Source organism: Nonomuraea sp. NPDC003709 (assembly GCF_040610775.1).
Lineage (GTDB): Bacteria > Actinomycetota > Actinomycetes > Streptosporangiales > Streptosporangiaceae > Nonomuraea > Nonomuraea angiospora_A.
In genome coordinates this window covers 380,016-404,478 of record NZ_JBEXMW010000009.1, presented here as the reverse complement: position 1 = coordinate 404,478, position 24,463 = coordinate 380,016, and the positions used below count along the sequence as shown (strand labels likewise).

The 24,463-nt window shown below is 71.2% G+C and carries 18 protein-coding genes; 10 read left to right on the top strand and 8 right to left on the bottom strand.

Translation table 11 applies throughout. The annotated features are described in order from the left end of the window. Window positions 1–82: 82 nt before the first annotated feature. From ABZX61_RS28505 to ABZX61_RS28480, 6 genes are all read left to right on the top strand, one after another. The gene (locus ABZX61_RS28505; protein ID WP_355199154.1) at window positions 83–2,614 is read left to right on the top strand and encodes a PA14 domain-containing protein; all 2,532 of its coding nucleotides are present in this window, start codon (window positions 83–85) and stop codon (window positions 2,612–2,614) included. Between the two features lie 368 nt (window positions 2,615–2,982). Further along, window positions 2,983–4,059, top strand: coding sequence for an ABC transporter substrate-binding protein (locus ABZX61_RS28500; RefSeq protein WP_350740327.1), 1,077 nt, complete (start codon window positions 2,983–2,985; stop codon window positions 4,057–4,059). A gap of 1 nt (window position 4,060) precedes the next feature. After that, complete coding sequence (locus tag ABZX61_RS28495; RefSeq protein ID WP_355199151.1) at window positions 4,061–5,773, top strand: sugar ABC transporter ATP-binding protein; 1,713 nt, start codon at window positions 4,061–4,063, stop codon at window positions 5,771–5,773. Continuing rightward, window positions 5,766–6,725 carry an ABC transporter permease gene (locus ABZX61_RS28490; RefSeq protein ID WP_192783201.1) on the top strand — a complete coding sequence of 320 codons (960 nt, stop codon included), beginning with the start codon at window positions 5,766–5,768 and terminating at the stop codon, window positions 6,723–6,725. The genes ABZX61_RS28495 and ABZX61_RS28490 overlap by 8 nt, the downstream gene beginning before the upstream one ends. Then, complete coding sequence (locus ABZX61_RS28485) at window positions 6,722–7,675, top strand: ABC transporter permease (RefSeq protein ID WP_355199148.1); 954 nt, start codon at window positions 6,722–6,724, stop codon at window positions 7,673–7,675. The genes ABZX61_RS28490 and ABZX61_RS28485 overlap by 4 nt, the downstream gene beginning before the upstream one ends. A gap of 87 nt (window positions 7,676–7,762) precedes the next feature. Continuing rightward, the gene (locus ABZX61_RS28480) at window positions 7,763–10,162 is read left to right on the top strand and encodes a serine/threonine-protein kinase (RefSeq protein WP_355199146.1); all 2,400 of its coding nucleotides are present in this window, start codon (window positions 7,763–7,765) and stop codon (window positions 10,160–10,162) included. Here ABZX61_RS28480 and ABZX61_RS28475 read toward each other — a convergent pair. The 4 genes from ABZX61_RS28475 to ABZX61_RS28460 all read right to left on the bottom strand — a co-directional run bounded on the left by ABZX61_RS28475 (window position 10,159) and on the right by ABZX61_RS28460 (window position 14,438). After that, window positions 10,159–11,073, bottom strand: a complete 915-nt coding sequence (locus tag ABZX61_RS28475) for a pirin family protein (protein WP_355199144.1) — start codon at window positions 11,071–11,073, stop codon at window positions 10,159–10,161. The genes ABZX61_RS28480 and ABZX61_RS28475 overlap by 4 nt on opposite strands. Before the next feature lie 45 nt (window positions 11,074–11,118). After that, entirely contained in the window at window positions 11,119–12,240 is a 1,122-nt protein-coding gene (locus ABZX61_RS28470) for an MBL fold metallo-hydrolase (RefSeq protein ID WP_355199142.1), read from the bottom strand. Between the two features lie 162 nt (window positions 12,241–12,402). Continuing rightward, window positions 12,403–13,137 carry a DUF3152 domain-containing protein gene (locus ABZX61_RS28465; protein WP_355199141.1) on the bottom strand — a complete coding sequence of 245 codons (735 nt, stop codon included), beginning with the start codon at window positions 13,135–13,137 and terminating at the stop codon, window positions 12,403–12,405. A gap of 62 nt (window positions 13,138–13,199) precedes the next feature. Further along, a complete protein-coding gene (locus ABZX61_RS28460) occupies window positions 13,200–14,438 on the bottom strand; it encodes an FAD-dependent oxidoreductase (RefSeq protein WP_355199139.1) in 1,239 nt (412 codons plus the stop codon). A gap of 149 nt (window positions 14,439–14,587) precedes the next feature. Between ABZX61_RS28460 and ABZX61_RS28455 the strand changes: the two genes are divergently transcribed. Next, a complete protein-coding gene (locus tag ABZX61_RS28455) occupies window positions 14,588–15,484 on the top strand; it encodes a hypothetical protein (protein WP_355199137.1) in 897 nt (298 codons plus the stop codon). Window positions 15,485–15,542: 58 nt separating this feature from the next. On the opposite strand, the gene ABZX61_RS28450 is transcribed toward ABZX61_RS28455, so the two are convergent. Continuing rightward, window positions 15,543–16,541, bottom strand: coding sequence for an AraC family transcriptional regulator ligand-binding domain-containing protein (locus tag ABZX61_RS28450; protein ID WP_355199135.1), 999 nt, complete (start codon window positions 16,539–16,541; stop codon window positions 15,543–15,545). Window positions 16,542–16,792: 251 nt separating this feature from the next. Between ABZX61_RS28450 and ABZX61_RS28445 the strand changes: the two genes are divergently transcribed. Together ABZX61_RS28445 and ABZX61_RS28440 are read left to right on the top strand one after the other, a co-directional pair. Further along, a complete protein-coding gene (locus ABZX61_RS28445) occupies window positions 16,793–17,626 on the top strand; it encodes an oxidoreductase (RefSeq protein ID WP_355199133.1) in 834 nt (277 codons plus the stop codon). Window positions 17,627–17,656: 30 nt separating this feature from the next. Continuing rightward, window positions 17,657–17,908 carry a hypothetical protein gene (locus tag ABZX61_RS28440; protein WP_355199131.1) on the top strand — a complete coding sequence of 84 codons (252 nt, stop codon included), beginning with the start codon at window positions 17,657–17,659 and terminating at the stop codon, window positions 17,906–17,908. 10 nt (window positions 17,909–17,918) lie between these two features. Here ABZX61_RS28440 and ABZX61_RS28435 read toward each other — a convergent pair whose 3' ends face one another. Continuing rightward, complete coding sequence (locus ABZX61_RS28435; RefSeq protein ID WP_355199129.1) at window positions 17,919–19,451, bottom strand: serine hydrolase domain-containing protein; 1,533 nt, start codon at window positions 19,449–19,451, stop codon at window positions 17,919–17,921. 328 nt (window positions 19,452–19,779) lie between these two features. Between ABZX61_RS28435 and ABZX61_RS28430 the strand changes: the two genes are divergently transcribed. After that, window positions 19,780–20,763 (top strand): alpha/beta hydrolase, encoded by a 984-nt coding sequence (locus ABZX61_RS28430; RefSeq protein ID WP_355199127.1) that lies wholly within the window; start codon window positions 19,780–19,782, stop codon window positions 20,761–20,763. 104 nt (window positions 20,764–20,867) lie between these two features. Here ABZX61_RS28430 and ABZX61_RS28425 read toward each other — a convergent pair whose 3' ends face one another. Further along, window positions 20,868–22,334, bottom strand: a complete 1,467-nt coding sequence (locus tag ABZX61_RS28425) for an alpha-N-arabinofuranosidase (RefSeq protein ID WP_355199125.1) — start codon at window positions 22,332–22,334, stop codon at window positions 20,868–20,870. 3 nt (window positions 22,335–22,337) lie between these two features. Beyond that, on the bottom strand, window positions 22,338–24,461 hold the full coding sequence (locus tag ABZX61_RS28420; RefSeq protein WP_355199123.1) for a family 43 glycosylhydrolase: 2,124 nt from the start codon (window positions 24,459–24,461) through the stop codon (window positions 22,338–22,340). Window positions 24,462–24,463: the final 2 nt, after the last annotated feature.

Genomic DNA, 24,463 nt, shown 5'->3' with positions numbered 1-24,463 from the left:
TCGGTCCATCGGTGCTTACTTGAGAGCGTGTCAGGGTCAAAAGCTGTCCGAACCTGATCGGCGCGTTTCGAAAGGACCCCCCGTGCGCAAGCGCCTCGCGTTCCCGCTGGCCGTACTGATGTCACTGTTATGGCAGCCGTCGCTCCCCGCCACCGCCGCAGCTCCCGACCAGGCCGCCGCCGCCCCGAACGGGCTGCGCGGTGACTACTACCTCGCCTCCGGGGCGGGGAAGTTCGACTTCGCCGAGCTGAAAGCGAGCGTCGTCGACCCCAACCTGGAGCTGACAGACCTGAATCCGACGTTCAGGCTGCTGGCCGGCAGGGATGACGACGTCTCCGTACGGTGGACGGGTCAGATCCAGCCCAAGTACTCCGAGACGTACACCTTCTCCATCATCGGCGACAACGGCTTCCGACTCTGGGTGGACGGCAAGCCGATCATCGACCACTGGGTGGACGACTGGGACCGGGAGCAGACCGGCACCCCGATCGCCCTGGAGGCGGGCAAGAAGTACGACGTCAAGGTCGAGTACTTCGAGCACTTCGGCGGCGCGAACCTGCGGCTGCGCTGGCAGAGCCCGAGTCAACCGAAGCAGATCGTGCCCGCGGAGGCGTTCACGCTGCCCGAGGGGTTCGCGCCGCCCGGACCGTCCGACGCCAGGGTGAACGCGGCCGGTGACGTCGCGGCGCTGACGTTCGCCAAGCCCCTCGGCGCGCTGCCGGCGGATGCCCTCAGCAAGCTGGACATCACGGTCGCAGGCACCAAGTGGCCCACAAGCTCCGTAATCCTGAAGAATCCGCAAACGGTGGAGTTGAAGCTCAAATATCCGATCCCGTCCAAGGCCGGCAGCAGCATCCGCGCCGCCTACAACGGCACCGGCGGCCTCACCTACGCCGACGGCAGCGCGGTCGAAGCCTTCCCGTACGCCTACGTCGCCAACGGCTCCGCCTACATCCTGCGGACGAAGTGGTCTGACGACGTCAACCCGGCCGGCCCGCTGCCCGAGTACCCCCGGCCCCAGCTCGTCCGGGACCGCTGGCGCAGCCTCAACGGCAAGTGGCAGTTCGCCCCCGCCAAGGCGGACGAGGCCGCGCCCGTCGGCCGCGACCTGCCCGAGCGCATCGTCGTGCCGTACCCGGTGGAGTCGCAGCTGTCCGGCATCGGCCGGCACGAGGAGCGCATGTGGTACCGCAGGACGTTCGACGTGCCCCGCTCGTGGCGCGGCGAGCGGCTGCTGCTGCACCTCGACGCGGTGGACTGGCAGTCCACGGTGTACGTGAACGGCAAGCAGGTCACCACCCACAAGGGCGGCTACGGCCGGATCACCGTGGACGTGACCGACGCGCTCAGGCGCAGCGGCCCGCAGGAGCTGATCGTCGGCGTGTACGACCCGACCGACGCCGGCACCCAGGCCATCGGCAAGCAGCGGCTCGACCCGAGCGGCATCTGGTACACCGCGAACTCCGGCATCTGGCAGACCGTCTGGATCGAGCCGGTCGCCAAGCAGCGCATCGACCGCGTCGACACCGTGCCCGACCTGCGCGGCCAGGCGCTCTACGTGACCGTCCAGGGAACCGGCGGCACGGCGACGGTCACCGCCAGGGACGGCCGCCGCGTCGTAGGCAAGGTGACCGGCCCGGTGGGCCGCGAACTCAGACTCCCGGTGCCCAACCCCAAGCTCTGGACCCCCGACAACCCGCACCTGTACGACCTGGAGGTCAAACTCAAGGATGACAAGGTCGAGTCCTACTTCGGGATGCGCTCCATCGCGGTCTCCGGCAACCGCATCCTGCTGAACGGACAGCCCGTCTTCCAGCTCGGCCCCCTCGACCAGGGCTTCTGGCCGGATGGCATCTACACCCCGCCGACCGACGAGGCGCTGCGGTACGACCTGGAGCAGACCAAGGCGCTCGGCTTCAACGCCGTCCGCAAGCACGTCAAGGTCGAGTCCGACCGCTGGTACTACCACGCCGACAAGCTCGGCCTGCTGGTCTGGCAGGACATGCCGGCGGCGTTCCGTACGGATGACAGACCCCAGTTCGAGGCCGAGCTGCGCGAACTCGTCGACCAGCACCGCAGCAGCCCGTCGATCATCATGTGGGTGCCGTTCAACGAGGGCTGGGGCCAGTACGACCAGGCGCGCATCGCCGATCTGGTCAAGAGCTGGGACCCGTCGCGCCTGGTGAACAACATGAGCGGGATCAACTGCTGCGGCGCGGTCGACGGCGGCAACGGCGACGTCAAGGACTTCCACATCTACCCGGGCCCCGGCAACCCCGGCAAGCCGTCGGGTACGCGGGCGAACGTGCTCGGCGAGTACGGCGGGCTCGGCCTGCCGCTGATCGGCCACACCTGGTCGGGCGGCGGCTGGGGTTACGCGGTCGAACCCGACCCGGAGGCACTCACCACGCGGTACGTCGGGATGGTCAAGGAACTTGAGCGACTGCACGCCTGCGAGCAGCTCAGCGCCGCGATCTACACCCAGACCACCGACGTGGAGACCGAGCTGAACGGCCTGATGACGTACGACCGGGCGGTCACGAAGCCGGACGTGAAGCGCGTACACGACGCCAACACAGCCCTGACGAGCGCCATCACCCCAACCTGCACCTGAAACACCCCGCCTGGACCACCACACCCGTTACACGGCGCGGCTGAAACACGGCACCGGAAACGCCTGACCTGAAACACCGCGCTTCTGAAACGAAAACCGCGCCCGAAACGCTGCGCCTGAACCACGGGGCGAGCGCTGCACTTGAGACGCCGCGCCTGAACCGCGGGCGAGAAAACGGCGCCTGAAACACCGCACCTGAAACACCGCACCTGGACGACCGTGCGTGGGAGCCACGTGCGCAGATCCTGCTCGAACCGCGTGCGCCGAGCCCCGCCTCAACCGCGGGCGTGGACACGGCGCTCACGGGTGAACGCCGGTCGCCCGGGCCCCTGTGGCCCGGGCGCCGGGACTGATAGGAAAGGAACGCCATGACCCCCCATATCCGGACAGCCGCATTAACACTGGCCGTCCTCCTCACCGCGACCGCGTGCGCCAAGGCGGAGGCGCCGCAGAGCGCGCCCGCCGCCGCGAGCACGGCGGGGCAGCAGGTCGTGCAGTCGCCCTCCGGCTCGGCCGGGCCGACGTGCACGCTGGATCAGTTCGGCGGGACGAAGTTCGACCTCAAGACGGCCACGGTCGGGTTCTCCCAATCGGAGAAGGAGGCCAACCCCTTCCGCATCGCCGAGACCAAATCGATCAAGGACGAGGCCGCCAAACTCGGCATCGCGAACCTCAAGGTCACCAACGCCCAGTCGCAGTTCTCCAAGCAGATCACCGACGTGCAGCAGCTCATCGCCCAGGGCGTACGGCTCCTCGTCATCGCGCCCCTGAACTCCGACGGCTGGGAGCCGGTCCTCCAGCAGGCCGCCGCCAAGAAGATTCCGATCATCACGGTGGACCGGAAGATCAACGCCAAGGCGTGCAGCGACTACCTCACGTTCATCGGCTCGGACTTCTACGAGCAGGGCAAGCGCGCCGCCGACCGCATGATCGAGGCGCTTGGAGGCGAGGGCAGCAAGAGCAGGGTCGCCATCCTCCTCGGCGCCCCCGGCAACAACGTCACCACCGAGCGGACGAACGGCTTCAAGGACCGCGTCAAGGAGAAGGCGCCCGGGATCACGATCTCGTTCGAGCAGACCGGCGAGTTCGCCCGTGAGAAGGGGCAGCAGGTCACCGAGCAGCTCATCCAGTCCAACCCCGACATCAACGGCATCTACGCCGAGAACGACGAGATGGCCCTGGGCGCCGTCACCGCGCTGAAGGGCGCGGGCAAGGAGCCCGGCAACATCAAGATCGTGTCGGTGGACGGCACCCGCAGCGCCGTCCAGGGCATCGCGGACGGCTGGCTGCATGCGGTCATCGAGTCGAACCCCCGTTTCGGGCCGCTCGCCTTCGAGACCGCGCAGAAGTTCCTCGACGGGCAGCCCATCCCGGACAAGGTGGTCATCTCCGACCGGGACTACGACACGGGCAACGCCAAGGACTCCCTCGGTGAGGCGTACTGACTTGGAACCGGTTCTCGAGGCCCGGGCGGTCAGCAAACGCTTCCCCGGTGTGCTCGCTCTCGACGGTGTGTCCCTCGCCCTCCGCCCGGGCGAGGTGCACGCCCTCGTCGGCGAGAACGGCGCGGGCAAGTCCACGCTGATCAAGGTCTTCACCGGCGTGTACCGGCCGGACGGCGGCGAGCTGCGCTACCAGGGCGCTCCCGCCGTCTTCGGCACCCCCATGGAAGCGCAGCGCGCCGGGATCTCCACCATCTACCAGGAGGTCAACCTCGTCCCGATGATGAGCGTGGCCCGCAACCTGCTGCTCGGCCGCGAGCCGCGCGGCCGCTTCGGGGTGATCGACGCGGCCGCGATGCACGGGGAGGCGCAACGCGTTCTCGCCGGGTACGGGGTCGCGACCGACGTCCGCCGGCCGCTGCGCACCCTCGGGGTCGGGGCCCAGCAGATGGTCGCCCTGGCCAGGGCGGTCTCGGTGGACGCGCGGGTGGTCATCATGGACGAGCCCACGTCCTCGCTGGAGCCGCGAGAGGTGGAGACGCTGTTCGGGGTGATCCGGCGGCTGCGGGACGCGGGGATCGCCGTCATGTACGTCAGTCACCGGCTGGACGAGCTGTACCGGGTGTGCGACCAGGTGACGGTGCTTCGGGACGGCCGCGTCGCCCACTCGGGGCCGCTCGCCGAGGTGGAGCGGCTGCGGCTCATCTCGCTCATGCTGGGCCGCGACCTGAACGAGGTCCGTACGGGCGGCCTCACCCGCTTCTCCCGCACCCGCCACCGCACCACCACCCTTGCGTCGTCTACATCCTCCCCACCGGGTCCCACAGCACCGGCGGCCTTCGAGGGGTCTGCGGTGTCGGCGGGGGCTGCGGGTGCGCCCGGTGCCGGTGCTTCGGTGACCGGCGGCGCCTCGGCTGAGCCGCCGCTCGAGTCCGATGGGCTGGGCGTCGGGGTGGGTGCGCCTGTGGTCGAGGCGCGGGGGCTCACCCGCCGTCACGTCCTCGACGGCGTGGACGTGGCCATCGCGCCCGGTGAGGTCGTCGGGCTGGGCGGACTGCTCGGCGCGGGTCGGACCGAGACCGCGAAGGCCATCGTCGGCGCGCTCCCGCTCGACGGCGGCCAGGTGCTGGTGGCGGGCCGGCCCGTCCGTAAGGGGACGAAGGCGGCGATCAGGGCGGGGGTGAGCCTGCTGCCCGAGGACCGCAAGGCCGAGGGCATCATCCCGACCCTCTCGGTACGGGAGAACATCGCGCTGGCCGCCCTCCCCACTCTGGGTACGGCAGGCGTGGTGTCCGATGCGAAGATCGACCGGGTGGTCGAGATCTTCATGCGGAGGCTGAGGATCAAGGCGGCGTCGCCGCATCAGCTGGTGTCCGAGCTGTCCGGCGGCAACCAGCAGAAGGTGCTGCTCGCCCGCTGGCTGGCCGTGCGACCCAAGGTGCTGCTGCTCGACGAGCCCACCCGGGGCATCGACGTCGGCGCGAAGGCCGAGGTGCAGGCGCTGATCGACGAGCTGGCCGAAGAGGGGCTGGGCGTGCTGCTGATCTCCTCCGACCTGGAGGAGCTGGTCGAGGGCGCCGACAGGATCCTGGTGCTGCGCGAGGGCGCGGTCGTCGGGGAGCTGTCGGACGACGAGGTCACCGAGGAGAGGATCATGGCGACGATCGCGGAGCACACGGCCGTGGGGCAGTCGGGCGAGGAGCCGGGCGATGGCTGAGCTCACCGTGCAGGGGCGCGTCGCGGTGCTCAAACCGCGCGTGTTCGCCTGGGTCCAGGACTACGGCGTGTACGCGGCGGTGCTGGCGCTGCTGCTGTTCAACGTGCTGTTCACCCCGCACTTCCTGGACGCCGCGAACTTCCGCACCCAGCTCGTCCAGGTCACCCCCATCGTGATCGTCTCGCTCGGGATGGCGCTGGTGATCGGCACCCAGGGCATCGACCTGTCGGTCGGCTCGGTGATGGCACTCGCGGCCGCGCTGGTCGTGCTCTACCTCGGGTACGGCTGGCTGCCCGCGCTGATCGTGGCCGTGGCCGGAGGCGCCGTGGTCGGGGCGGCGGGCGGGGCACTGGTGGCGTACGTCGGAGTGCAGCCGATCGTGGCCACCCTGGCGCTGCTGGTCGGTGTTCGCGGGCTGGCGAACGTCCTGGTGCCGCAGCTCGTCGAGTTCCGCAACCCGGACCTGATCGCGCTCGGCAGCAGTTCGGTCGCCGGGATCCCGGTCATCGTGCTCATCGCGGCGGCGCTGACGGTGGTCGTGCTGTTCGTGGTGCGGCGGACCACGTTCGGGCGGCAGGTGGTGGCGATCGGCGGCAACCGGTCGGCCAGCGAGCTGTCCGGGCTGCCGGTCAAACGCGTGCTCCTGACCGTCTACGTGATCTCGGGGCTGCTGGCGGCGCTGGCCGGGGTGCTGGCCACGGCCCGGCTGCAGGCCAGCGACCCGACCTCGCTCGGGCTCTTCATCGAGCTGTCGGCGATCACGGCGGTCGTGGTCGGCGGCACCCCGCTGACCGGCGGCCGCATCAGGGTGCTGAGCACGGTCATGGGCGCGCTGCTCATGCAGTTGCTGTCGGCCACGCTGATCAAGCACAACCTGCCGCAGTCGTGGACCCAGATGGTCCAGGCGGTCATCATCCTGGCCGCCGTCTACGCCACCCGGGAGCGCCGATGAACCGTGAACAGGTGAGCCGCATCCTCCAGCAGCACGGCGCCATGATGGTGCTCGGCCTGCTGGTGATCGTGGGCAGCCTGGCGTTCGACTCGTTCGCCACGCCGGAGAACGCGGCCAGCGTCGTCGTGTCCTCGTCCTTCCTGGCGATCATCGCGATCGGGATGACGTTCGTCATCATCAGTGGCGGGATCGACCTGTCGGTGGGGTCGCTGTTCGTGCTCGGCGGCGTGCTGGCCGCGTACGGGTCGCAGTACGGGCTGATCGTGGCGCTGCTGCTGCCCCTGGCCGTGTGCGGGGTGGTCGGCCTGCTCCAGGGCCTGGTCATCGCGCGTACGGGGATGGCGCCGTTCATCGTGACCCTGGCGGGGCTGCTCGGCGTGCGCGGGCTGATGCTCGCGATCTCGAACGAGGGCGCCACCACCTATCTCGTGAAAAATCGGGCCTTCGCCACCCTCGGCCAGGGCGAGCTCCTCGGCCTGTCGTACCCCGTCTACATCACGATCATCCTGGCTCTGCTGGCGATGGTCCTGCTGCAACGCACCGGCTTCGGCCAGAACGTCTACGCCATCGGCGGCAACGAGCAGGCGGCGGCCTTCATGGGCGTCGCGGTCGTGCGCACGAAGGTCTACGTGTACGTGATGTCCGCCCTCCTCGCGGGCCTGGCGGGGGCGTTGAACGCCGCCCGGCTCTCCTCCGGGGTGACGATCCTCGGCATCGGCCTCGAACTGGACGCCATCGCGGCCGTCGTGATCGGCGGCACGTTGCTGACCGGGGGAGCGGGCGGCATCACCGGGACCGTGGCCGGCGTGCTGCTGCTCGGCGTCATCCAGAGCCTGATCAACCAGGTGGGGAGCCTGACATCGGCGTTCCAGCAGGTGGTCAGCGGGATGTTCCTGGCGCTGGTCGTGGTGGCGCAGCGGCTGCTGAGCAAGGCGCAGCGGCTGACGTAGGGCGAGCCGCTCTGCCGCCACGCGGACGGGAGGAAGGCTCACGATTGATGTAAGCCGTTTGCAAGATTCGGCGCTCATAATGCGCGCATGCCGCCGATAACTGAACTCAGAGCAGGAGATCCCTCCGGTCTCGGAGGCTACGAGATCCGGGGACGGCTGGGAGAAGGCGTTCAGGGTGTCGTTTATCTGGGCGTCGACGAGCAGGGGAGGCAGGCGGCCGTCAAATGGCTGCGGCCTGAGCTGGCGGGTGACGGGGCGGCGGCGGAGCGGTTCGCCAGGGAGGTGGCGGCGGCGCGGCGGGTGGCGCCGTTCTGCACCGCGAAGGTGCTGGACAGCGGCGTGCACGAGGGCCGCCCGTACATCGTCAGCGAGTACGTGGACGGCCTGGCGCTGGAGCGCGCGGTGCGCGAGGAGGGGCCGCGCACCGGGCCCGCGCTGCACCGGCTGGCCATCGGCACCGCCACCGCCCTCGCCGCGATCCACCAGGCGGGCATCGTGCACCGCGACTTCAGCCCCGGCAACGTGCTGCTGGGCAGCGAGGGGCCCAGGGTGATCGGGTTCGGGATCGCCAGGGCGCTCGACGTGACCTCCGGCGACACGACCGTGCCCGTGGGCGATTCGGCGTTCCTGGCGCCCGAGCAGCTTTTGGGGGATCCCGCGGGGCCGGCGGCCGACATGTTCGCCTGGGCGTGCACCGTCGTCTACGCGGCCTCCGGCGCGGGGCCGTTCGCGGGCGGCACCATGCCCGCGACCGTGCAGCGCGTCCTCAACGCCGAGCCGGACCTGGGGCGGTTGACGGGGACGTTGCGCGAACTGGTCGCGGCCTGCCTGTCCAAGGACCCCGGGCGGCGGCCGACTGCCGAGCAGGTGATCCACCGCCTCCTGGAGCACCCGACCTCGAACCCGGACGCCCTCCACCAGGCCGCCGCCGCCTTCGGCGCCACCCCTCCGACGGGTGGCGAGCCTTCGGCCGGGGACGGGCCGCCGGTGGGTGGGTGGTCCCAGGCGGGCGGGGCGCCTTCGGCGAGTGGCGAGGTGCCGGGTGGTGGTGCGGGCTCGGTGGGACGCGGGGGTTCGGGGGGTGGGAGGTCTGCGTGGCGAGCGCCGGGCGGTGATCGGGCCGGTGGGTCTGGGCCGCAGGCGTGGGCCGGGCAGGCGCCGTACCCCCAGGCGCCGTATCCCCAGGCGCCGTACCCCCAGCAGCCGTACCCCCAGCAGCCCTACCCTCAGCCGCCGTATCCCCCGCCGACCCCGCCGCCGCCCCCGGGGCAGTATCGGCCGTTGGGTGGGGATCAGCCGCCGCCGCCCGGCGCCCGGCCGGGGTTCGAGCCGCCCGCCCCCTTCCAGCAGCCGGGCACCCCACCCAGAGGCATCCCGTACGGTGGCCCGCCCCCGCCCCCGTCCGGCGGCAACCGGAGGAACTGGCTGATCGGCGGAGCCATCGCGGGCGTGGCGCTGGTGGCGGCGATCGCCATCGTCGTGGTGACCGTCATCAACCTGCCGCCCAAGCCGCAGGCGTTCCCCACCCCCGTTCCGAACACCGCGACGGCGTCCCCCAGCCCCACCGTGTCCCCGGTCCCGACCGCGAACCTCACCCCGGTCCGGCTGCCCGACACCGACGCCACCGTGTACGAGAGCCCGGACGACCCGGTCAGGCTGACGACGTACATGGTCAAGGACACCAAGTCCAAGGACTGGGTCTACTACGCCCGCGACTCCCTGACGGGAGGTTTCACGAAATATCAGGACCAGTGGGAGAGCATGCTCTCCCCGGACGGCCGCTACCTTGCCCAGCGCGGCAAGAGCTTCATCGACCACTACGACTCCGTGGAGGTCACCGACAAGACGACGGGCGAGCGGTTCTCGGTCAAGACCTCGCGGCAGCCGCTCAGCGCGTACATCCAGGCCTGGTCCCGCGACAGCACCCGCGTGCTGCTCAACGTCGGCAACCCCGTCAAGGACACCTGGCAGTCGACCGGCTTCGCCATCGTGGACGTGACCACCAGGAAGGCCACGATCGCCTCCCTCAGGGAGAGCTCGCTGAAGGACATCAGGTACGGCTTCGACGACACCGACACCGGCGTGGTCGCCATGTCGATCGACGCCGAGCAGCAGGCCCTGCGCTTCTTCGACGCGAGCGGCCTGCGCGTCCGCCGCATCCCGAACATCGGCGCCGGCATCGCCGACGAGCTGTTCTCGCCGTCGGGCAGGCGGTTCGTCACCGACTGCCCGGGTCTGGAGAGCGGCAACAACTGCGTGTACGACAGCCGCACCGGCGCCGAGGTGAAGCGGATCGAGTCGGCCTGCGGCGGCCTGGCCGCCTGGTTCGACGACGATCACCTGCTCTGCTGGGTGCGCCCGGACGGCAGCTCCGACAAGCAGCAGGTCCAGGTGATCGACTTCGCCGGGAAGATGGTGCGCCTGCTGGCCGAGGTGCCGACCAGGGGCGACGACATCGAGGTCGTCTACACGTTCAGGAAGGACTAGCGCACCCGCCCGCGCGGCTTCAGCCGGATGGCGGGCAGGACGGGCGCGGGGAGCGGCGCCCCGTCGAACCCCTTGACGGCGCCGAACCCCTCGCCCTCCATCCAGTCCTCGCGGAACGCGGCGATCTCGTCGTGGGAGCGGCCGACGAAGTTCCACCACATGACGATCTCCTCGCCGAAGGGCTCGCCGCCGATCAGCAGGACCCGGCCGCGCCCCGACAGCCGCAGCGCGGAGCGCCCCGGCGGCAGGTACACCAGCGGCCCCGGCTCCAGCTGCTCGACCGCGCCGTCGAGCAGCAGCACGCCGTGCTCGAACCCGGGCGAGAGCGGCACCTCGCACGTGCCGTCCACCGCGACCTCGGCCCCCACCAGCGGGCTGAACGCGGTGGCCGGCGATTCGACCCCGCCGAGCGACCCCATGGCGACGATCGCCTCGAAACCGGGCCCCGCGAGCACGGGCAGCGCCGGATGGTGTTCGAACGCGGGCCCGGTGTGCCGGTGCTCGCCGGGCAGCGCCACCCACAGCTGCACCCCGTGCAGCACCGTCTCCGGCGACTCCTCCGAATGGGAGATGCCCCGGCCGGCGGTCATCAGGTTGAGCTGGCCGGGGCGGATCTCCTGAAGGCTGCCCAGGCTGTCGCGGTGCAGCACCTCGCCCTCGACCAGCCAGCTCACCGTCTGCAGCCCGGTGTGCGGGTGCGGCGGCACCCGCATCGTGGCGCGCTGGGGCCCGTAGGCGTCCACGAAACACCATGCGCCGATCATGCGCCGGTGCACGCCCGGCAGCGTCCTGCTCACCATCATCGCGCGTGGCCCGCCCAGCGGCACCTCGCGCCCCACCAGCACCTCGCTGTCCGCGCCCGCCTCGGCGCCGCAGCGGATCTCCTGCGGGTCAAGCTCCAGGTTGCTCACGCCATGACTGTACGGGCAGCGGGGGCACCGCCGGCGGGCAGGGGCTCAGCCGAGGAGCTCCCACCAGCCCTCCACCACCTGGTCGGCGGCGGTGTCCACGGCCTCGCCGGGCCGGGGGACGGCGATCTTGACGTCGCGTGCCTTGGACTCGCGCCACAGCCGTTCCACCGGCTCGGACCACGGGTGCAGGGCCAGCGTGAAGGTCGCCCAGTGGACGGGGAGCAGCAGCGAGCCACCGAGGTCGAGGTGGGCGTTGACGGCCTCCTCCGGGTTCATGTGGATGTCGGGCCAGGCGGGGCTGTAGGCGCCGATCGGCATCAGCGTCAGGTCGAACGGCCCGTGCGCCGACCCGATGCCCCGGTAGCCCTCGAAGTATCCGGAGTCGCCCGCGTAGAAGACCCGCTTGTTCGCCCCGGCCACCACCCAGGACCCCCACAACGTGTCATTACGGGTGAAGGCCCGGCCGGAGAAGTGCCGGGCCGCCGTGGCGACGAAGCGCAGCCCCGCCACCACGGCCTCCTCCTCCCAGTCGAGCTCGATGATCCGGAACGCCGGCACGCCCCACCGCTCCAGGTGCGCCCCGATGCCCAGCGGCACCAGGAACGGGGCCTTCTGCGTCCTGAGCAGCGTGCGCACGGTCGCCAGGTCGAGGTGGTCGTAGTGGTCGTGCGAGATCGCGATGGCGTCGACCATCGGCAGCTCGCCGAGCTCGACGGGCACCGGGTGGTGCCGCTTGGGGCCGACGAACTGCGACGGTGAGGGCCGGTTGCTCCACACCGGGTCGAACAGCACCCGCTTGCCCTCGATCTCCACCAGCGTCGAGGCGTGGCCGTACCAGATCGCGCGCACGCCGTCGGCGGGCGGCGGGCCGGACGGCGGGACGCGCAGCGGGATGGGGCCCGCGGGGCGGCGCTGCTCCTTGTTCTTGGCCAGCTCGCCGAGCAGGCCGGCGGGCGGGGCCGTCATCATGGTGGTCGGCTCCGGCATCGGGTTGAAGAACGTGCCGTCCCTGAACTGCGACGAGCGGCGCATCCGCGCCGCCCGGTCCGGCCCCGACGTCAGAGGCCGTACGCCCAGCTCGGCGGGGACATCGCGCAACGCCCAGCCCGCAGCCGCCAGGGCCACGCCGCCCGCGAGGACCCGCCGTGCCGTACGCATTCCTGCCATCAGCCACACTCCCCTGGAAAGTCTGTGCATCCCGCTCAACCGAGCGGGATTCCCCGGTGTTCCCGTCCTACGATATATCGCGATAGGTCAGGCTGCTTCGATCGTTTCGCCGACGCTCCCCAGCGTGCGGCGACCTCATCGACCGGAAGAACCTACCGGTCGTCATCCTCGCGCCTCGCGGCAGCCCCTGCCGTCACCGGGCGGGGTGTCGCCGCACCCGGGTTCACGGCCCCGGTCGGGGAAGGGCCACGGGTTGGGGCGGCAGCGGTCCAGCGACTTCGACTGCTGGGTCATGACGGGGGCGAGGCGGCCGGGCCCGGGACAGGGCTCGTGGCCGTGCCCCAGGCTGTGCCCGACCTCGTGGCTGATCAGATAGGCCCGGTACGCGGTCAGGTCGCCGCGGTACTGCGGGACGCCCTTCGCCCAGCGCAGGGCGTTGATGACCGAGCGGGTGCCGTTCCAGCAGGACAGCTCGCCCCCCGTGCGCAGCGGCTCGCACTGGAGGGTCGTGAGCAAGGGACTCGACAGGGCGACGCGGACCTGCACCGGGCCGTGGTCGACGCGTTCGAAGCGCGCCCAGCCGCGTACGTCGTTGAGCACCCGATGCACGTCGGCGGCGAACGCGGCCGGCTCGAACGGCAGGCCGGACTCCACCTCCACCAGGTACCGCACCACCTCCCCGGACCCCGGCCGGGCCGGCGCGCCGCCGGGCACGACCGTGTACCGGCCCGAGGCGGCGTACGGGACCCACACCTCCTTGGCGGGCGGGCGCTTCCTCGGAGTCGGGGAAGGACGACTCGGTGGGGGCGAGGGCACGGGAGCAGGTATGGGGTCGGGCGGCGCGGAGGCGCAGGAGGTCACCAGCAGGAGCAACATCAAGAGAGCGAGCAGCGGCAACGCGGCCTCCCCACGGCGTCACGGTGGGGAGGAATCTGATGTTACGTGAGTGCTTGCTGTGATTATCCGACGGCGGGCGCGTACGGCGTGATGTCGATCGGCGGCTCCTCGCCGAGCGCGAGCGCGGCGGCGATCTCGCCGGTGAACGGGCCCGCGGTGAGCCCGTACGCGCTCAGGCCCGTCGCCACCACCACGCGCCCGGTCAGCGGCCCGATGAGGGGGGAGCCGGGGGCGTACACGGGACGCAGTCCGACCCTGGTCTCCGCGACGGTCGCGTTGAACAGCCCGGGCGCCACCCGCAGTCCCGCCCGGATCACCTCGTCCAGCCCGCCCAGCGTGACCCGCGGGGCGAACCCCACGTCCTCCACGGTCGCCCCGATCACGACGCGGGAGTCGGGGAAACCCAGCAGGTAAGGCCCGACCCTCGGCAGCACGATCGGCCACCACGCGGTGTCCACGCCCTCCAGCGTCACGTGCATGATCTGCCCCCGACGGGGGAACACCGGCAGCTCCACGCCCAAGGGCCGGCACACCTCGCCCGTCCAGGCCCCGGCGGCCACGATCACCATGTCGGCGTCGAGCGGCTCCCCCTCGCCGGCGAACCGGCGCGCCCCCGTCGGCACGGGAGGCTCGGCCGCCCGCGCGGTGGGCGCGCCCTGCCGCCAGGACCCGCCCTGATCGAGGGGCTCGCCGGGCACGCCCGCGGCCGCGTGGGCCGGGATCCACGGCTCGCCCTCGGCGTGTGCCTCGCCGGCCGGGGCGTGCACGAACACCTCGCCGCCCGGGGTGAGCCGCGCGGCGCCCACGCGTACCTCCGCCCCCTGCGCCACGGCGGCGCGCAGGAGCTCGTCGCGGACCGAGCAGCCGTCCACGCGCGCCGCGCCCGGCACGAGGATGGCGCTCAGGTCGTCGGACAGCGGCGGGAACAGCTCGGACGGGGTCGCCACGTCGACGACGTCGCCCATCTCGGGCGCGCCGGCGTGCCGGCGGCGCAGCAGGGCACGCACCGGCTCCAGATCGACCGGATCCGCGGCGACCAGCAGCGCGCCCACCTTGGCGTAGCCGATGTCCTCGCCCAGCGCCTCCACCAGCCCCGGGTAGCGGCGGGTGCCCTCGCGGGTCAGCTGATACCAGTCGTCGTCCTCCGGGTGGTCCACCCACGGGCACACGATGCCGGCCCCCGCCTGGGTGGCCTCGCCCGGATATCCGCCGTCCACCACGGTCACCGCGGCGCCCCGCCGGCTCAGGTAGTAGGCCGCACCGGCCCCGACGATGCCGCTCCCGATCACCACAACACGCATGCGTCCCATGATCCCAGTCCGCCTGGCCTCGGCTGATACGGGGATCGCCCCCTTACCTACCGCATACCCCCGCGCGGGCCTCTCAGTGCTCGGGCACGTCGTTCGGGGCGGGGGCTGGCGCGCGGGGCCTGGACGGTTATGGTCAGCGCATGGACGTCGCCGTCACGAGGATCGATCTGCCGTGGCCCGCCCGGGTCGCCGCGTCGGACGGGACCACGGTCTGGTGCTCGGCGGCCGGCCGGATGCGGGTCTACACCGCCTCCGGCACACCGCTGGACGGCGGCGAGGCGGTGCGGCTGCCGGAGCTGAGCTCCCTGGCGGCTGTCCCGGCGACCGTGCCGCGCACGGCGGGCCTGCCGGGCACGTTGCCCGAGACCGTGGTCGTGCCCAGGACGTTCGCCGGGCCGCCCCACCTGGGCTCGTTATCCGAAAGCCCGCTGCGGGGAACGCTGGCGGGGACCGCGGAGGGCCGGGTCCACTGGCTCGACCCCACCGGCGCCCCGCTCGCCGACGCGTCCTTCGACGGCCGCGTGCTCGCGGGCGGCGGCGAGATCTGGGCCGTCGGCGCGGAGCGGGCACGCAGGCTGACCGCGCCCGGCGACTTCGGCGAGCCGGTGGAGTTACCCGGCCTGGACCGGTGCGCGGTCGAGGGCGAGCGGCTGTGGTGGACGTCGAAGCGGGACACCTGGCTGCGCGGCGGCCCGCGGGAGGTGGACCTCTGGACCCGCGAGCGCGGCGGCATGACCGTCTGCGCGGGTTCCCTGTGGGTCAGCGTGGCGGGCGGCCTGGAGCGGGTGTCCGCCTGGTCGGGGGAACCGCGCCGGTTCGTGAAGGTGCCGAAGGGGCCGGTGCCGTTCCTGGTCTGCGCGAACGGGGTGCTGGCGGGCGGGGAACGCGACCTGTTCGTGCTGGATCCGGCCGTGGGGCCCGCCCTCCGCGTGGTCCGGCTGGGGCTGAAGGCCCGCCTGGCCTTGGTGGTCGCGGCCGGCAAGCACATCTGGGCCTTCCCCGCTGACCGTCCCCAGGCGCTGATCGTGCCGTTGTGAGCTGCCGGTGCCTCCGTAGCCGAACTCATGCCTCCTGGCCGGGCGGCGCCGGATCCGGTCAGGCGCCGGCGGCGGCGGTGGCTCGGAGGGTGTCCGGGGTTGTCCCGGTCCAGGTGCGGAACGCCCGGTAGAAGGAGTTGGAGTCGTCATAGCCCAGGAGGTAGGCGATTTCGGCGGTGCGCATCGCGCTGTGGCTCAGATAGTGGCGGGCGAGGTCCTCGCGAGTGCTGGCGAGGACCTCTTGGAAGGTGGTGCCCTCAAGTTGCAGCTGTCGCTGCAGCGTGCGCGCGCTGACGGCGAGATGGCGGGTGACCTCCGTCATGGAGGCGCCGCCGGCCGGCAGTGTCTCGTGCAGGGCCGCGCGCACGCGGTCGGCGACGCTGGCCGCGGCCTGCAGGTCGGAAAGGCGTCGGCGTAGTTCGGGTGCGAAGAAGCGCCACATCTGCTCGTTCTCGGTCAGGAACGGGCGGTGCGCGTCGTGGCGGTCGAAGGTGATGGCGTGGGCGGGCCCGGTGCGTACGCGTACCCCGAAGAAGCCCTCGAGTGCGAGGCGGTCTGCGGGTGGCTGCGGGAGGCTGACGTCAACCGGCCGTACGTGGTGGCGGGTCGCGATCCGGGCCAGGGCGGCCCAGAACACCAGCTCGGCCGTGGCCAGCAGCTGCGGCGGGGTCATGCCGGCGGGCCAGTGGCAGGTGATCGTCAGCCCGTCGCCGCCCTGGTCGAGCTCCAGCCGCATGGGGCCGATCAGCGGCTTGTACGTCGCGATGCGCTGCGCGGCGGTCGCGAGGTCGGCGCTGCACAGAGCGGCGAAGATGGGCGGGTTGAACATCTCGACCGAGATCGACCGGCCGATCGCGACAGCGAGATCGCGATCGCCGCCCTCGGCGTCGAGCGCCTCCCAGAACCGGAAGTACTCCTCGGGCGCGAGGGCGATCGGCCCGCGGCCGAACAGGTCGGTCGGCAGTTGGGCGCGGCGCAGCACGCGTGTCGGCGATACGCCGAGATCGTTCAGCAGTGCCTTGATGCTCGGGTCGAGGGTGAATCGCCGGCCGCTCATCGGTCCAGCCTAGAGGCCGCGAGCTCCGATGGTACTTACGGATCACGCCACCATACTTGCCGATCACGTCACGGTGTGCAGTGGCGCCAGATGCAAGTGGATCGGCGCGCTGTGCTAGCCGACGAGCCCGGATGGGCTCCTAGCGTTGGTGGCGAAGGTCGAGATCCCCTCGGAAGGCCGGCGGGAGCGGCAGGACGGGTGCGCCCGCGCGCCGACGACAACCAAGCTCCGACACGTTCGAAGGAACCACCATGACTACCAAGGTCGCACTGGTCACCGGCGCCTCCTCCGGCATCGGCGAGGCCACCGCGCTCAAGCTCCACGAGGCCGGCTACATCGTCTACGGCGCGGCGCGGCGGGTGCAGCGCATGCAACACCTCGCCGAGTCGGGCATCCGCCTGCTCGCGATGGACGTGACCGTCGACTCCTCCATGCAGGCCGGGGTCGAGCAGATCATCGCGGCGACCGGCCGGATCGACGTGCTGGTCAACAACGCCGGCTACGGCTCCTATGGCGCGCTCGAGGACGTGCCCATGGACGAGGCCCGCGACCAGTTCGAGGTCAACGTCTTCGGCGCCGCGCGCCTGACCCAGCTGGTGCTGCCGCACATGCGCGCGCAGCGATCGGGCACGATCGTGAACATCACCTCCATGGGAGGCAAGATCTACACCTCCCTCGGCGCGTGGTACCACGCCACCAAGTTCGCGCTCGAGGCGATCAGCGACTGCCTGCGCATGGAGGTCAAGCCCTTCGGGATCGACGTCGTGGTGGTCGAGCCGGGCGGCGTCAAGTCCGAGTGGGGCGGCATCGCCGCGCAGAAGGTCCGCGCCGTCTCCGGCACCGGCCCTTACGCGCCGCAGGGCAACGCCGTGGCCGATTCGCTCAGCTCCGAGGCCAACGAGGGCCGCCTCTCGGCACCCGAGCTGATCGCCAAGACGATCGTGAAGGCCGTCAAGGCGCGCCGTCCCAGGACGCGGTACGCGGTCGGCTTCGCCGCCAAGCCGATGATCTTCTTGCACGGTGTGCTGCCCAATCGCACGTTCGACGCGTTCATGCGCCGGGTCACCGGCGTGCCCGCGTCCTGAGGCACGGCGCGGTCAGTGGGTGCCTGGTCTGTGGATATGGATGCCGGCGGTGCGGAGCTTGGTCTCGACGAGTGCGACCCCCAGGCCGCGACCCAGCCCTCCCTGGTGGCCGCCACCTCCTCCGCGGAGAAGCCGAGGCCGGACAGCCGCTCCAGCAGCGCCACAGCGCGGCCGGGCAGCAGGGCCCGGTCCCCGTCGGCGAGCCGGCGCAGCGTGTCACGCCGCGCGCCGAGCATGTGGACGGGCCACGCCGAGCTCGTCGAGCTCGGCGTGGCCCCTTGAGGCGTACGGGTCACAGGTGCTCAGCTCGCCGGCTGAACACCTCGTTGAGGAGCCTCTGCTGGGCCTGCTGGAAGGCTGCCGCGATGGACAGGCCGGCGTCGTCCACGCAGCTCAGTGCGGCGGTCAGGGTCTTGCTGCCGTCGGGGGTGCTGTACATCAGCGCCGCGTGGCCCACGGCGGCGCCGTTGTGGGAGATGACCGTGCCGCCGTCGTCCGTGGTCACCACGAACACTCCCAGGCCGTAGTCCATGTTCGGGATGCCCGTCGGGTGCGGGGTGCACATCTCGGCCAGCAGCGGGGCCGGCAGGAGCTTGCCGCCCAGCAGCGCGGAGATGAACGTGGCCAGGTCCTGGCTGGTCGAGATCATGTCACCGCCGGTGGAGACCCAGGAGGGGTTCTGGCGGGTGATGTCGATCGTCTTCTGCTCGCCGGCGTCCTCGTACCGGTAGTAGACGTGGGCGTGCGGCTTGGGGATCTCCGGCGAGGCGTCCGGCACCACCGTGCCCGACAGGTTGAGCGGCCCCAGGATCAGCCGCCGCATCTCCTCGGCCAGCGAGCGGCCGGTGACCTTCTCGATCAGCAGCCTCGCCAGCACGTAGTTGGTGTTGGAATAGCTCCAGCCCGTCCCCGGCTCGAACCGCGCCGGCTTGGACAACGCCAGCTCCAGCAACTCCTGCGGCCGGTAGGTCTTGAGCCGGTTGTCCACCCACTCCTTGCCCGTGGTGCCGTAGGGGATGGGGATCCCCGGCACGATCGCCCCGTCGTCGTAGACCTCGCCGGTGAAGTTGAACAGCCCGCTGGTGTGCTGCAGCAGCATCCGCACCGTGATTCGCCGGTCCAGCCCGAACTCGGGCAGGTAGTCCGCCGCCGGGGTGTCGAGCCCGAGCTTGCCCTCGGCCACCAGTTGCAGCACCAGGGTCGCGGTGAAGGTCTTGGTGTTGCTGCCGATCCGGACATGCCCGTCGATCGGCGGCTTGGCGGTCCCGCCCAGCTCGGCCACCCCGGCGCTGCCGGCCCACTCGCCGCGCTCATCGTGCACGCGCAGCGACACCCCGAGGAATCCGGATTCGACGATCTCCTCGATCGCCTTCTGCAGTTCCGGGCGATCCGGCACGGCCCCGCTGTCCGCAACGGCTGCCCTGGCAGCGTCGAGGGCTTCGGTGATCTTGCGGGCCATCGCGGCCGTGGCGGGGCTCGGCGGGCCCTGGTGCGTCTGGGCGGTCTCGACAGCGATGAGAACGGTGCTGCGGAAGTTGCCGGCCTCGGCCGGATCCTGCTGCTTCAGCAGGTTCATGGCCGCGGTCAGGGCCGGCAGCACGCGGTCGGCGATCTCGGCCACGGACTTGCCGGTCAGGTCCGTGACCTCAGGGTAGTCGGCGAGCACGTGTCCGGTCAGGCCGGTGGCCGAGCCCAGCGCGATGCTGCCAGTGGTGGCGATCTTGTGGGGCTTGCCGGCGGCGCCGGCGGCGGCCATCAGCGACACGGCGCCGTACGCGGCGATCCGCAGGGTGCTCTTGTCCTGGTCGGAAAGGGTGATCGTCATGGTGGTTTGTCCTTTGAATCTGTTATGTCCATGTCGGCGTCGCGCCGCTGCGCCGAGCTTCCACCCTGACCCAAGGTCAACCTCAACCGTGATCTGGCTCACAGCTCCTTCGCGAGCTTGAAGCTTCGGGAGCGCGGCGCCGTCCCCGTCGGGTGACAGTCGCATCGCGCACGGTGGGCGGGTCGCATCGTGGAAGTTGCTGATCCGGCAACAGGATTCAGGCGACTGACCAGGTCGGCGGGATGATCGGTGGTAGCGCCCGCGGAGCAAAAGGGGACGCGGAGCCGGTGCCGCCGGCAGAAGCGGGCACGCCATCTGGAGGAGACCCATGTCGCAGCATGTCGCAGAGATCACGCATCGTTCGGTGTCCGTGCCGGGCGGCCGGATTCATGTCGCGGAGCAGGGGAGCGGACCGCTGGTGCTGCTCGTCCACGGCTTCCCCGAGTCCTGGTACTCCTGGCGCCGGCAGCTCCCGGCGCTCGCGCAGGCCGGTTACCGGGCGGTCGCGCTCGATGTCCGCGGCTACGGCCGATCCTCCAAGCCGGCCACGGAGGACAGCTACCGGATGCTCGCTCTGGTGGAGGACAACATCGCGCTGCTGCGCGCCCTGGGCGAGGAGTCCGCAGTGATCATCGGCCACGACTGGGGCTCGAACATCGCGGCCACGTCCGCCCTGCTGCACCCCGAGGTCTTCCGCGCGGTGGGGCTGCTGAGTGTGCCCTACGCGCCACCCGGTGGCCCCCGCCCCACCGGCGTCTTCGCTCAGCTGGGCGGTGACCAGGAGTTCTACGTCTCCTATTTCCAGGAGCCCGGCCGCGCCGAGGCCGAGATGGAACCCGACGTGCGGGGCTGGCTCGCGGGCTTCTACGCGGCGCTGTCGGGCGAGACCATGCCCGGCCCCGATGCCCCCGACCCGCACTTCGTCAGCCCCGGCGCAACGCTACGCGACCGGTTCCCCAGCGGCCGGCTGCCTTCCTGGCTCGCCGAGGACGACCTGGAGGTATACGCCGGGGAGTTCGAACGCACCGGCATGACCGGCGCGCTCAACCGCTACCGCAACATGGACCGCGACTGGAAGGACCTTGCCGACTTCAACGGCGCCCCCATCAAGCAGCCCTCCCTGTTCATCGGCGGCAGCCTGGACGCCTCCACGACCTGGATGGCCGACGCGATCAACGCTTACCCGGCCACCCTTCCCGGGCTGGTCTCCTCCCACATCCTCGACGGCTGCGGCCACTGGATCCAGCAGGAACGTCCCGAGGAGGTCAACCATCTCCTGACCGAATGGCTCACGGCCCTGCCCATCGCATGAAGGCCCTTCTGCCGCGTCCGCCCAGGCTCCCTGGCGCTCAAGGCCGTCGCCTTGCCGATGCCCGGCTCGCCGGTGATCAGCAGCGAGCCGGGCAGGCCTCCCGTCTACACGTCACTCTCCGCGAGAATCATCGTCCACGAGGCGGCGGGCAGCCGCGCCGTCAGCCGGTCACCGTCAGCCTGCACGGTCAGCGGCTGCGGAAGGGCCTCCACCCGGTGCGGGTCGTCCCCGGCGGCGATCACCGAGGCCGACACCGGCCTGACCGCCGCCGGGAGCCGGGCGGTGAGGTCGAGGTCCTGGTCGGGCGACCGGTTGACGGCGAACAGCGCCACCCGGGATCCGTCGACGGTGGCCACCGCCGACAGCGCGGGCGCCTCGCCGTACCGTTCGGTCTCCAGGAGCGGCCCGGACGGCTCCACCCGCAGCACGGTGCCGCGCGCGTGCCGGGCCGTCAGCGCGAACGGGTGGAAGATCGTCTGACGCCAGGCCGGGCCGCCGGGCTCGGTCCTGATCGGCGCGATGATGTTGGCGAGCTGCGCCTGGCAGGCGATGCTCACCCGGTCGGCGTGCCGCAGCAGCGTGATCAGGAAGTCCCCCACCACCACGGCGTCGGCGGCGGTGAAGGTGTCCTCGATCAGCTCCGGCGCCTCCTGGAACGGCGAGCGCTCGCGCCCGGCGAACCGGCTCTGGTACCAGACGTTCCACTCGTCGAAGGACAGGTTGATCTTCTTCTTGCGCCGGAGCTTCGCCCCGATGTGGTCGGCCGTGGCCACGATGGCCGAGATGTAGCGATCCATGTCCACGGCGCTGCAGAGGAAGCCGGGCAGGTCGCCGTTCTCCTCGTAGTAGTTGTGCAGCGACAGGTAGTCGACCGCGTCGTAGGCGTGTTCGAGCACGGTGGCCTCCCACGCGCCGAACGTCGGCATCCCGCTGTTGGAGCTGCCGCACAGCACCAGCTCGATGTCGGGGTCGACGAGCCGCATGGCCTTGGCGGTCTCGTTCGCGAGCCGTCCGTACTCGTGCGCGGTCTTGTGGCCGATCTGCCAGGGTCCGTCCATCTCGTTGCCGAGGCACCAGAGCTTGATCCCGTACGGGTCGGTCACTCCGTGTTTGACCCGCAGGTCCGACCATCGCGTACCCGAGGGGTGGTTGGCGTATTCGAGCAGGTCACAGGCCTCCTGGAGGCCCCGGGTGCCGAGGTTGACGGCCATCATCGGCTCCACCCCGGCGGCCCGGGTCCAGGTCATGAACTCGTTGAGCCCGAACGCGTTCGTCTCGATCTGCCGCCAGGCCAGGTCCAGCCGGGAGGGCCGGTCGGGGCCGACGCCGTCCTCCCAGCGGTAGCCGGAGACGAAGTTGCCTCCCGGGTAGCGGACCACGCTCACGCCCATCTCGCGGGTCAGCTCCAGCACGTCGGTGCGGAAGCCGTTGTCGTCCGCCGCCGGGTGGCCCGGTTCGTAGATGCCGGTGTAGACGCACCGGCCCATGTGCTCGACGAACGAGCCGAACAGGCGCCGGTTGACGGGCGCGATGCGGAAAGAGGGGTCAAGGGTCAGGTGTGCTTGTGGCACAGGTCAGGCTCCTCGGTAGACGCGTACGTAGTCGAAGTCGGCGTTGACGGCCGGCTGGGCCCCGCCGTGGGCGACCAGGCCGATGCGCACGGCCGTGTCCTTGGGGAAGGTCCAGACGCCGCCCCAGGTCCAGGTCTTGCCGTCGCGGCTGGATCCGGCGCGGAACTCGTGCTCCCCGTTGGCCGGGTCCACGTGGTGCGCCAGCCGCAGCCAGGTGGTCTTCGCGGGCGGGCCGACGATGTTGCCGCCGTAGGACAGGCGGCCGGCGAAGGTCAGCTCGCGGCCGTACTCGACCTGGCGGGTGTTCCAGATGGCGACCTGGGACAGGCGGGCGAAGTCGTCGTCGGAGGCGTAGGCGACCAGCCCGGCCTGCTGGTAGTTGCGTACGGCGTCCTCGCCCAGGTCGAGCGTGACCTTGGTCTCCACGACGTAGTCGCCCTTGGGGGCCTCGCGCAGCAGCACCGACGCCTTGTTGCCGGTCCCGACCAGGTCGGTGCCCTGGACGGGCCAGCGCAGCACGCCCTCCTCGTTCTTGGCCGCGGCGTCCTGCCGGACCCAGGTCCAGCGGGAGTCGAGCGGCCCGTCGAACTCGTCGGCGTCCAGCAGCCTGCCCGTGCGCGGCGTCGGCGCAGCCTTGGTGACGGCCTTGAACAGCGGGGCGGCGGAGACGTTGTCGAAGTCGGCGCCCCCGTCGGAGACCAGCCCGATCGGGCCGTTCGCGCTGCCCGTGACGGTGACGCTCGCCTGCGGGTCACGGAGCCGGGCCTCGGTCACCTCGGCGGTGATCGTCCGTCCCTTGACGGTGACGGCCAGGTTGTGCCAGGTCGCGGCCCCTCCGGGCAGCGCCACCGTACGGGACGCGCCGCCCGAGGTGAGCGTCAACCCGTCGGGCGAAACGACCGCGGTTGTGCCGCCGATGCGGATCCCGGCGGACTTGTCCGTCTTGAGGTCGGTCTCGACGCGGACGTCCCCGCCGAGCGACTTGCGGCTGATGAGCGTGCCCTGGCCACGGACATGTCCATCCTGTACGGCCCAGCCGGCCGTGTTCCGCCAGCCCGACAGATCGCCCGCGAACCGATCGTCCACGACCCCGCGGGTCACCGGCGTCTCCCGCGACTGCTCGGAAGGCCCGGCCCCCGCACGCACGGCCGGCCAGCCGTCGATCCAGTCCAGCCGGTCCAGCAGCATGGGCCGCTCGTTGATCCCGTACGGCTCGTCCAGGAACGGGTCGCTTCGATCGATGGCGTGGTAGAGCATCCAGTCCTGACCGGAAAGGTCGGTGAGCTGGGCGTGGTGGCCGGTGCCGATGAAGCGGTTGCCGTTCTGGTCCAGGACAGGGGTGCCACCGGCGCGTGAGGCCAGCAGCGGCACGCCCTCGCGGTCGACGAACGGCCCGCGCGGGCTGGTCGAGCGCCCGGCCAGCACCGAGTAGCCGGTGGTCGGCCCGGCGCAGCAGTTCGCCGAGGAGCCGAGCAGGTAGTAGTAGCCGTCGTGGCGCACCACGTACGCGCCCTCGAACTTGTTGTCGATCGCGACCTGCTGCGGCTGCCCGGTGGCGCGCAGCCCGTCGGCGGACAGCTCGGTCACCCACAGGCCGCCGAAGAACCCGCCGAAGTACAGGTACTTGCGCCCGTCCACGTCGGTGAACTGCGAGGGGTCGATCGTGTTCCAGTACGAGTTGCCCGAGGGACGCGGGGCGACGACCGGGGCGTCGATGTGCGTCCACGGCCCGGTCGGCGTGGGGGCCGTGGCGGCGCCGATCGAGTAGTCCCAGTTGGCGGGCGTGGTGGTGGTGTCGGTGACGGTGAAGTACATGACGTACCGGCCGTCGAGGTAACGGATGTCCGGTGCCCAGAAGAGACTGCCGGGCGCCGCGTACGACGGCAGGTTGTCCGGCCCGAACGCGTCGCCCACGTAGGTCCAGTTGACCAGGTCGCTGGAGCGGGCGATCGGTAGCCTGTGCAGGACCTTCTCGCCCTCGCGCAGCGGGTCCGACGTGCCGTAGGAGTACCAGTAGCCGTCCTGCCCGCGGATCACCGACGGGTCGGCGAACGTGTCGGAGAAGGAGCCGGACACCGGATTGGTGAAGAGGGAGAGGATCAGTGTGGCGATGACAGCCAGGTGCATGT

Excerpts from the sequence above, each read along its gene's own strand:
- ABZX61_RS28500 (WP_350740327.1), top strand. The coding sequence starts at position 2,983 with ATGACCCCCCATATCCGGACAGCCGCATTAACACTGGCCGTCCTCCTC.
- ABZX61_RS28490 (WP_192783201.1), top strand. The coding sequence starts at position 5,766 with ATGGCTGAGCTCACCGTGCAGGGGCGCGTCGCGGTGCTCAAACCGCGC.
- ABZX61_RS28485 (WP_355199148.1), top strand. The coding sequence starts at position 6,722 with ATGAACCGTGAACAGGTGAGCCGCATCCTCCAGCAGCACGGCGCCATG.
- ABZX61_RS28480 (WP_355199146.1), top strand. The coding sequence starts at position 7,763 with ATGCCGCCGATAACTGAACTCAGAGCAGGAGATCCCTCCGGTCTCGGA.
- ABZX61_RS28470 (WP_355199142.1), bottom strand. The coding sequence starts at position 12,240 with ATGGCAGGAATGCGTACGGCACGGCGGGTCCTCGCGGGCGGCGTGGCC.
- ABZX61_RS28460 (WP_355199139.1), bottom strand. The coding sequence starts at position 14,438 with ATGCGTGTTGTGGTGATCGGGAGCGGCATCGTCGGGGCCGGTGCGGCC.
- ABZX61_RS28455 (WP_355199137.1), top strand. The coding sequence starts at position 14,588 with ATGGACGTCGCCGTCACGAGGATCGATCTGCCGTGGCCCGCCCGGGTC.
- ABZX61_RS28450 (WP_355199135.1), bottom strand. The coding sequence starts at position 16,541 with ATGAGCGGCCGGCGATTCACCCTCGACCCGAGCATCAAGGCACTGCTG.
- ABZX61_RS28445 (WP_355199133.1), top strand. The coding sequence starts at position 16,793 with ATGACTACCAAGGTCGCACTGGTCACCGGCGCCTCCTCCGGCATCGGC.
- ABZX61_RS28435 (WP_355199129.1), bottom strand. The coding sequence starts at position 19,451 with ATGACGATCACCCTTTCCGACCAGGACAAGAGCACCCTGCGGATCGCC.
- ABZX61_RS28430 (WP_355199127.1), top strand. The coding sequence starts at position 19,780 with ATGTCGCAGCATGTCGCAGAGATCACGCATCGTTCGGTGTCCGTGCCG.
- ABZX61_RS28420 (WP_355199123.1), bottom strand. The coding sequence starts at position 24,461 with ATGCACCTGGCTGTCATCGCCACACTGATCCTCTCCCTCTTCACCAAT.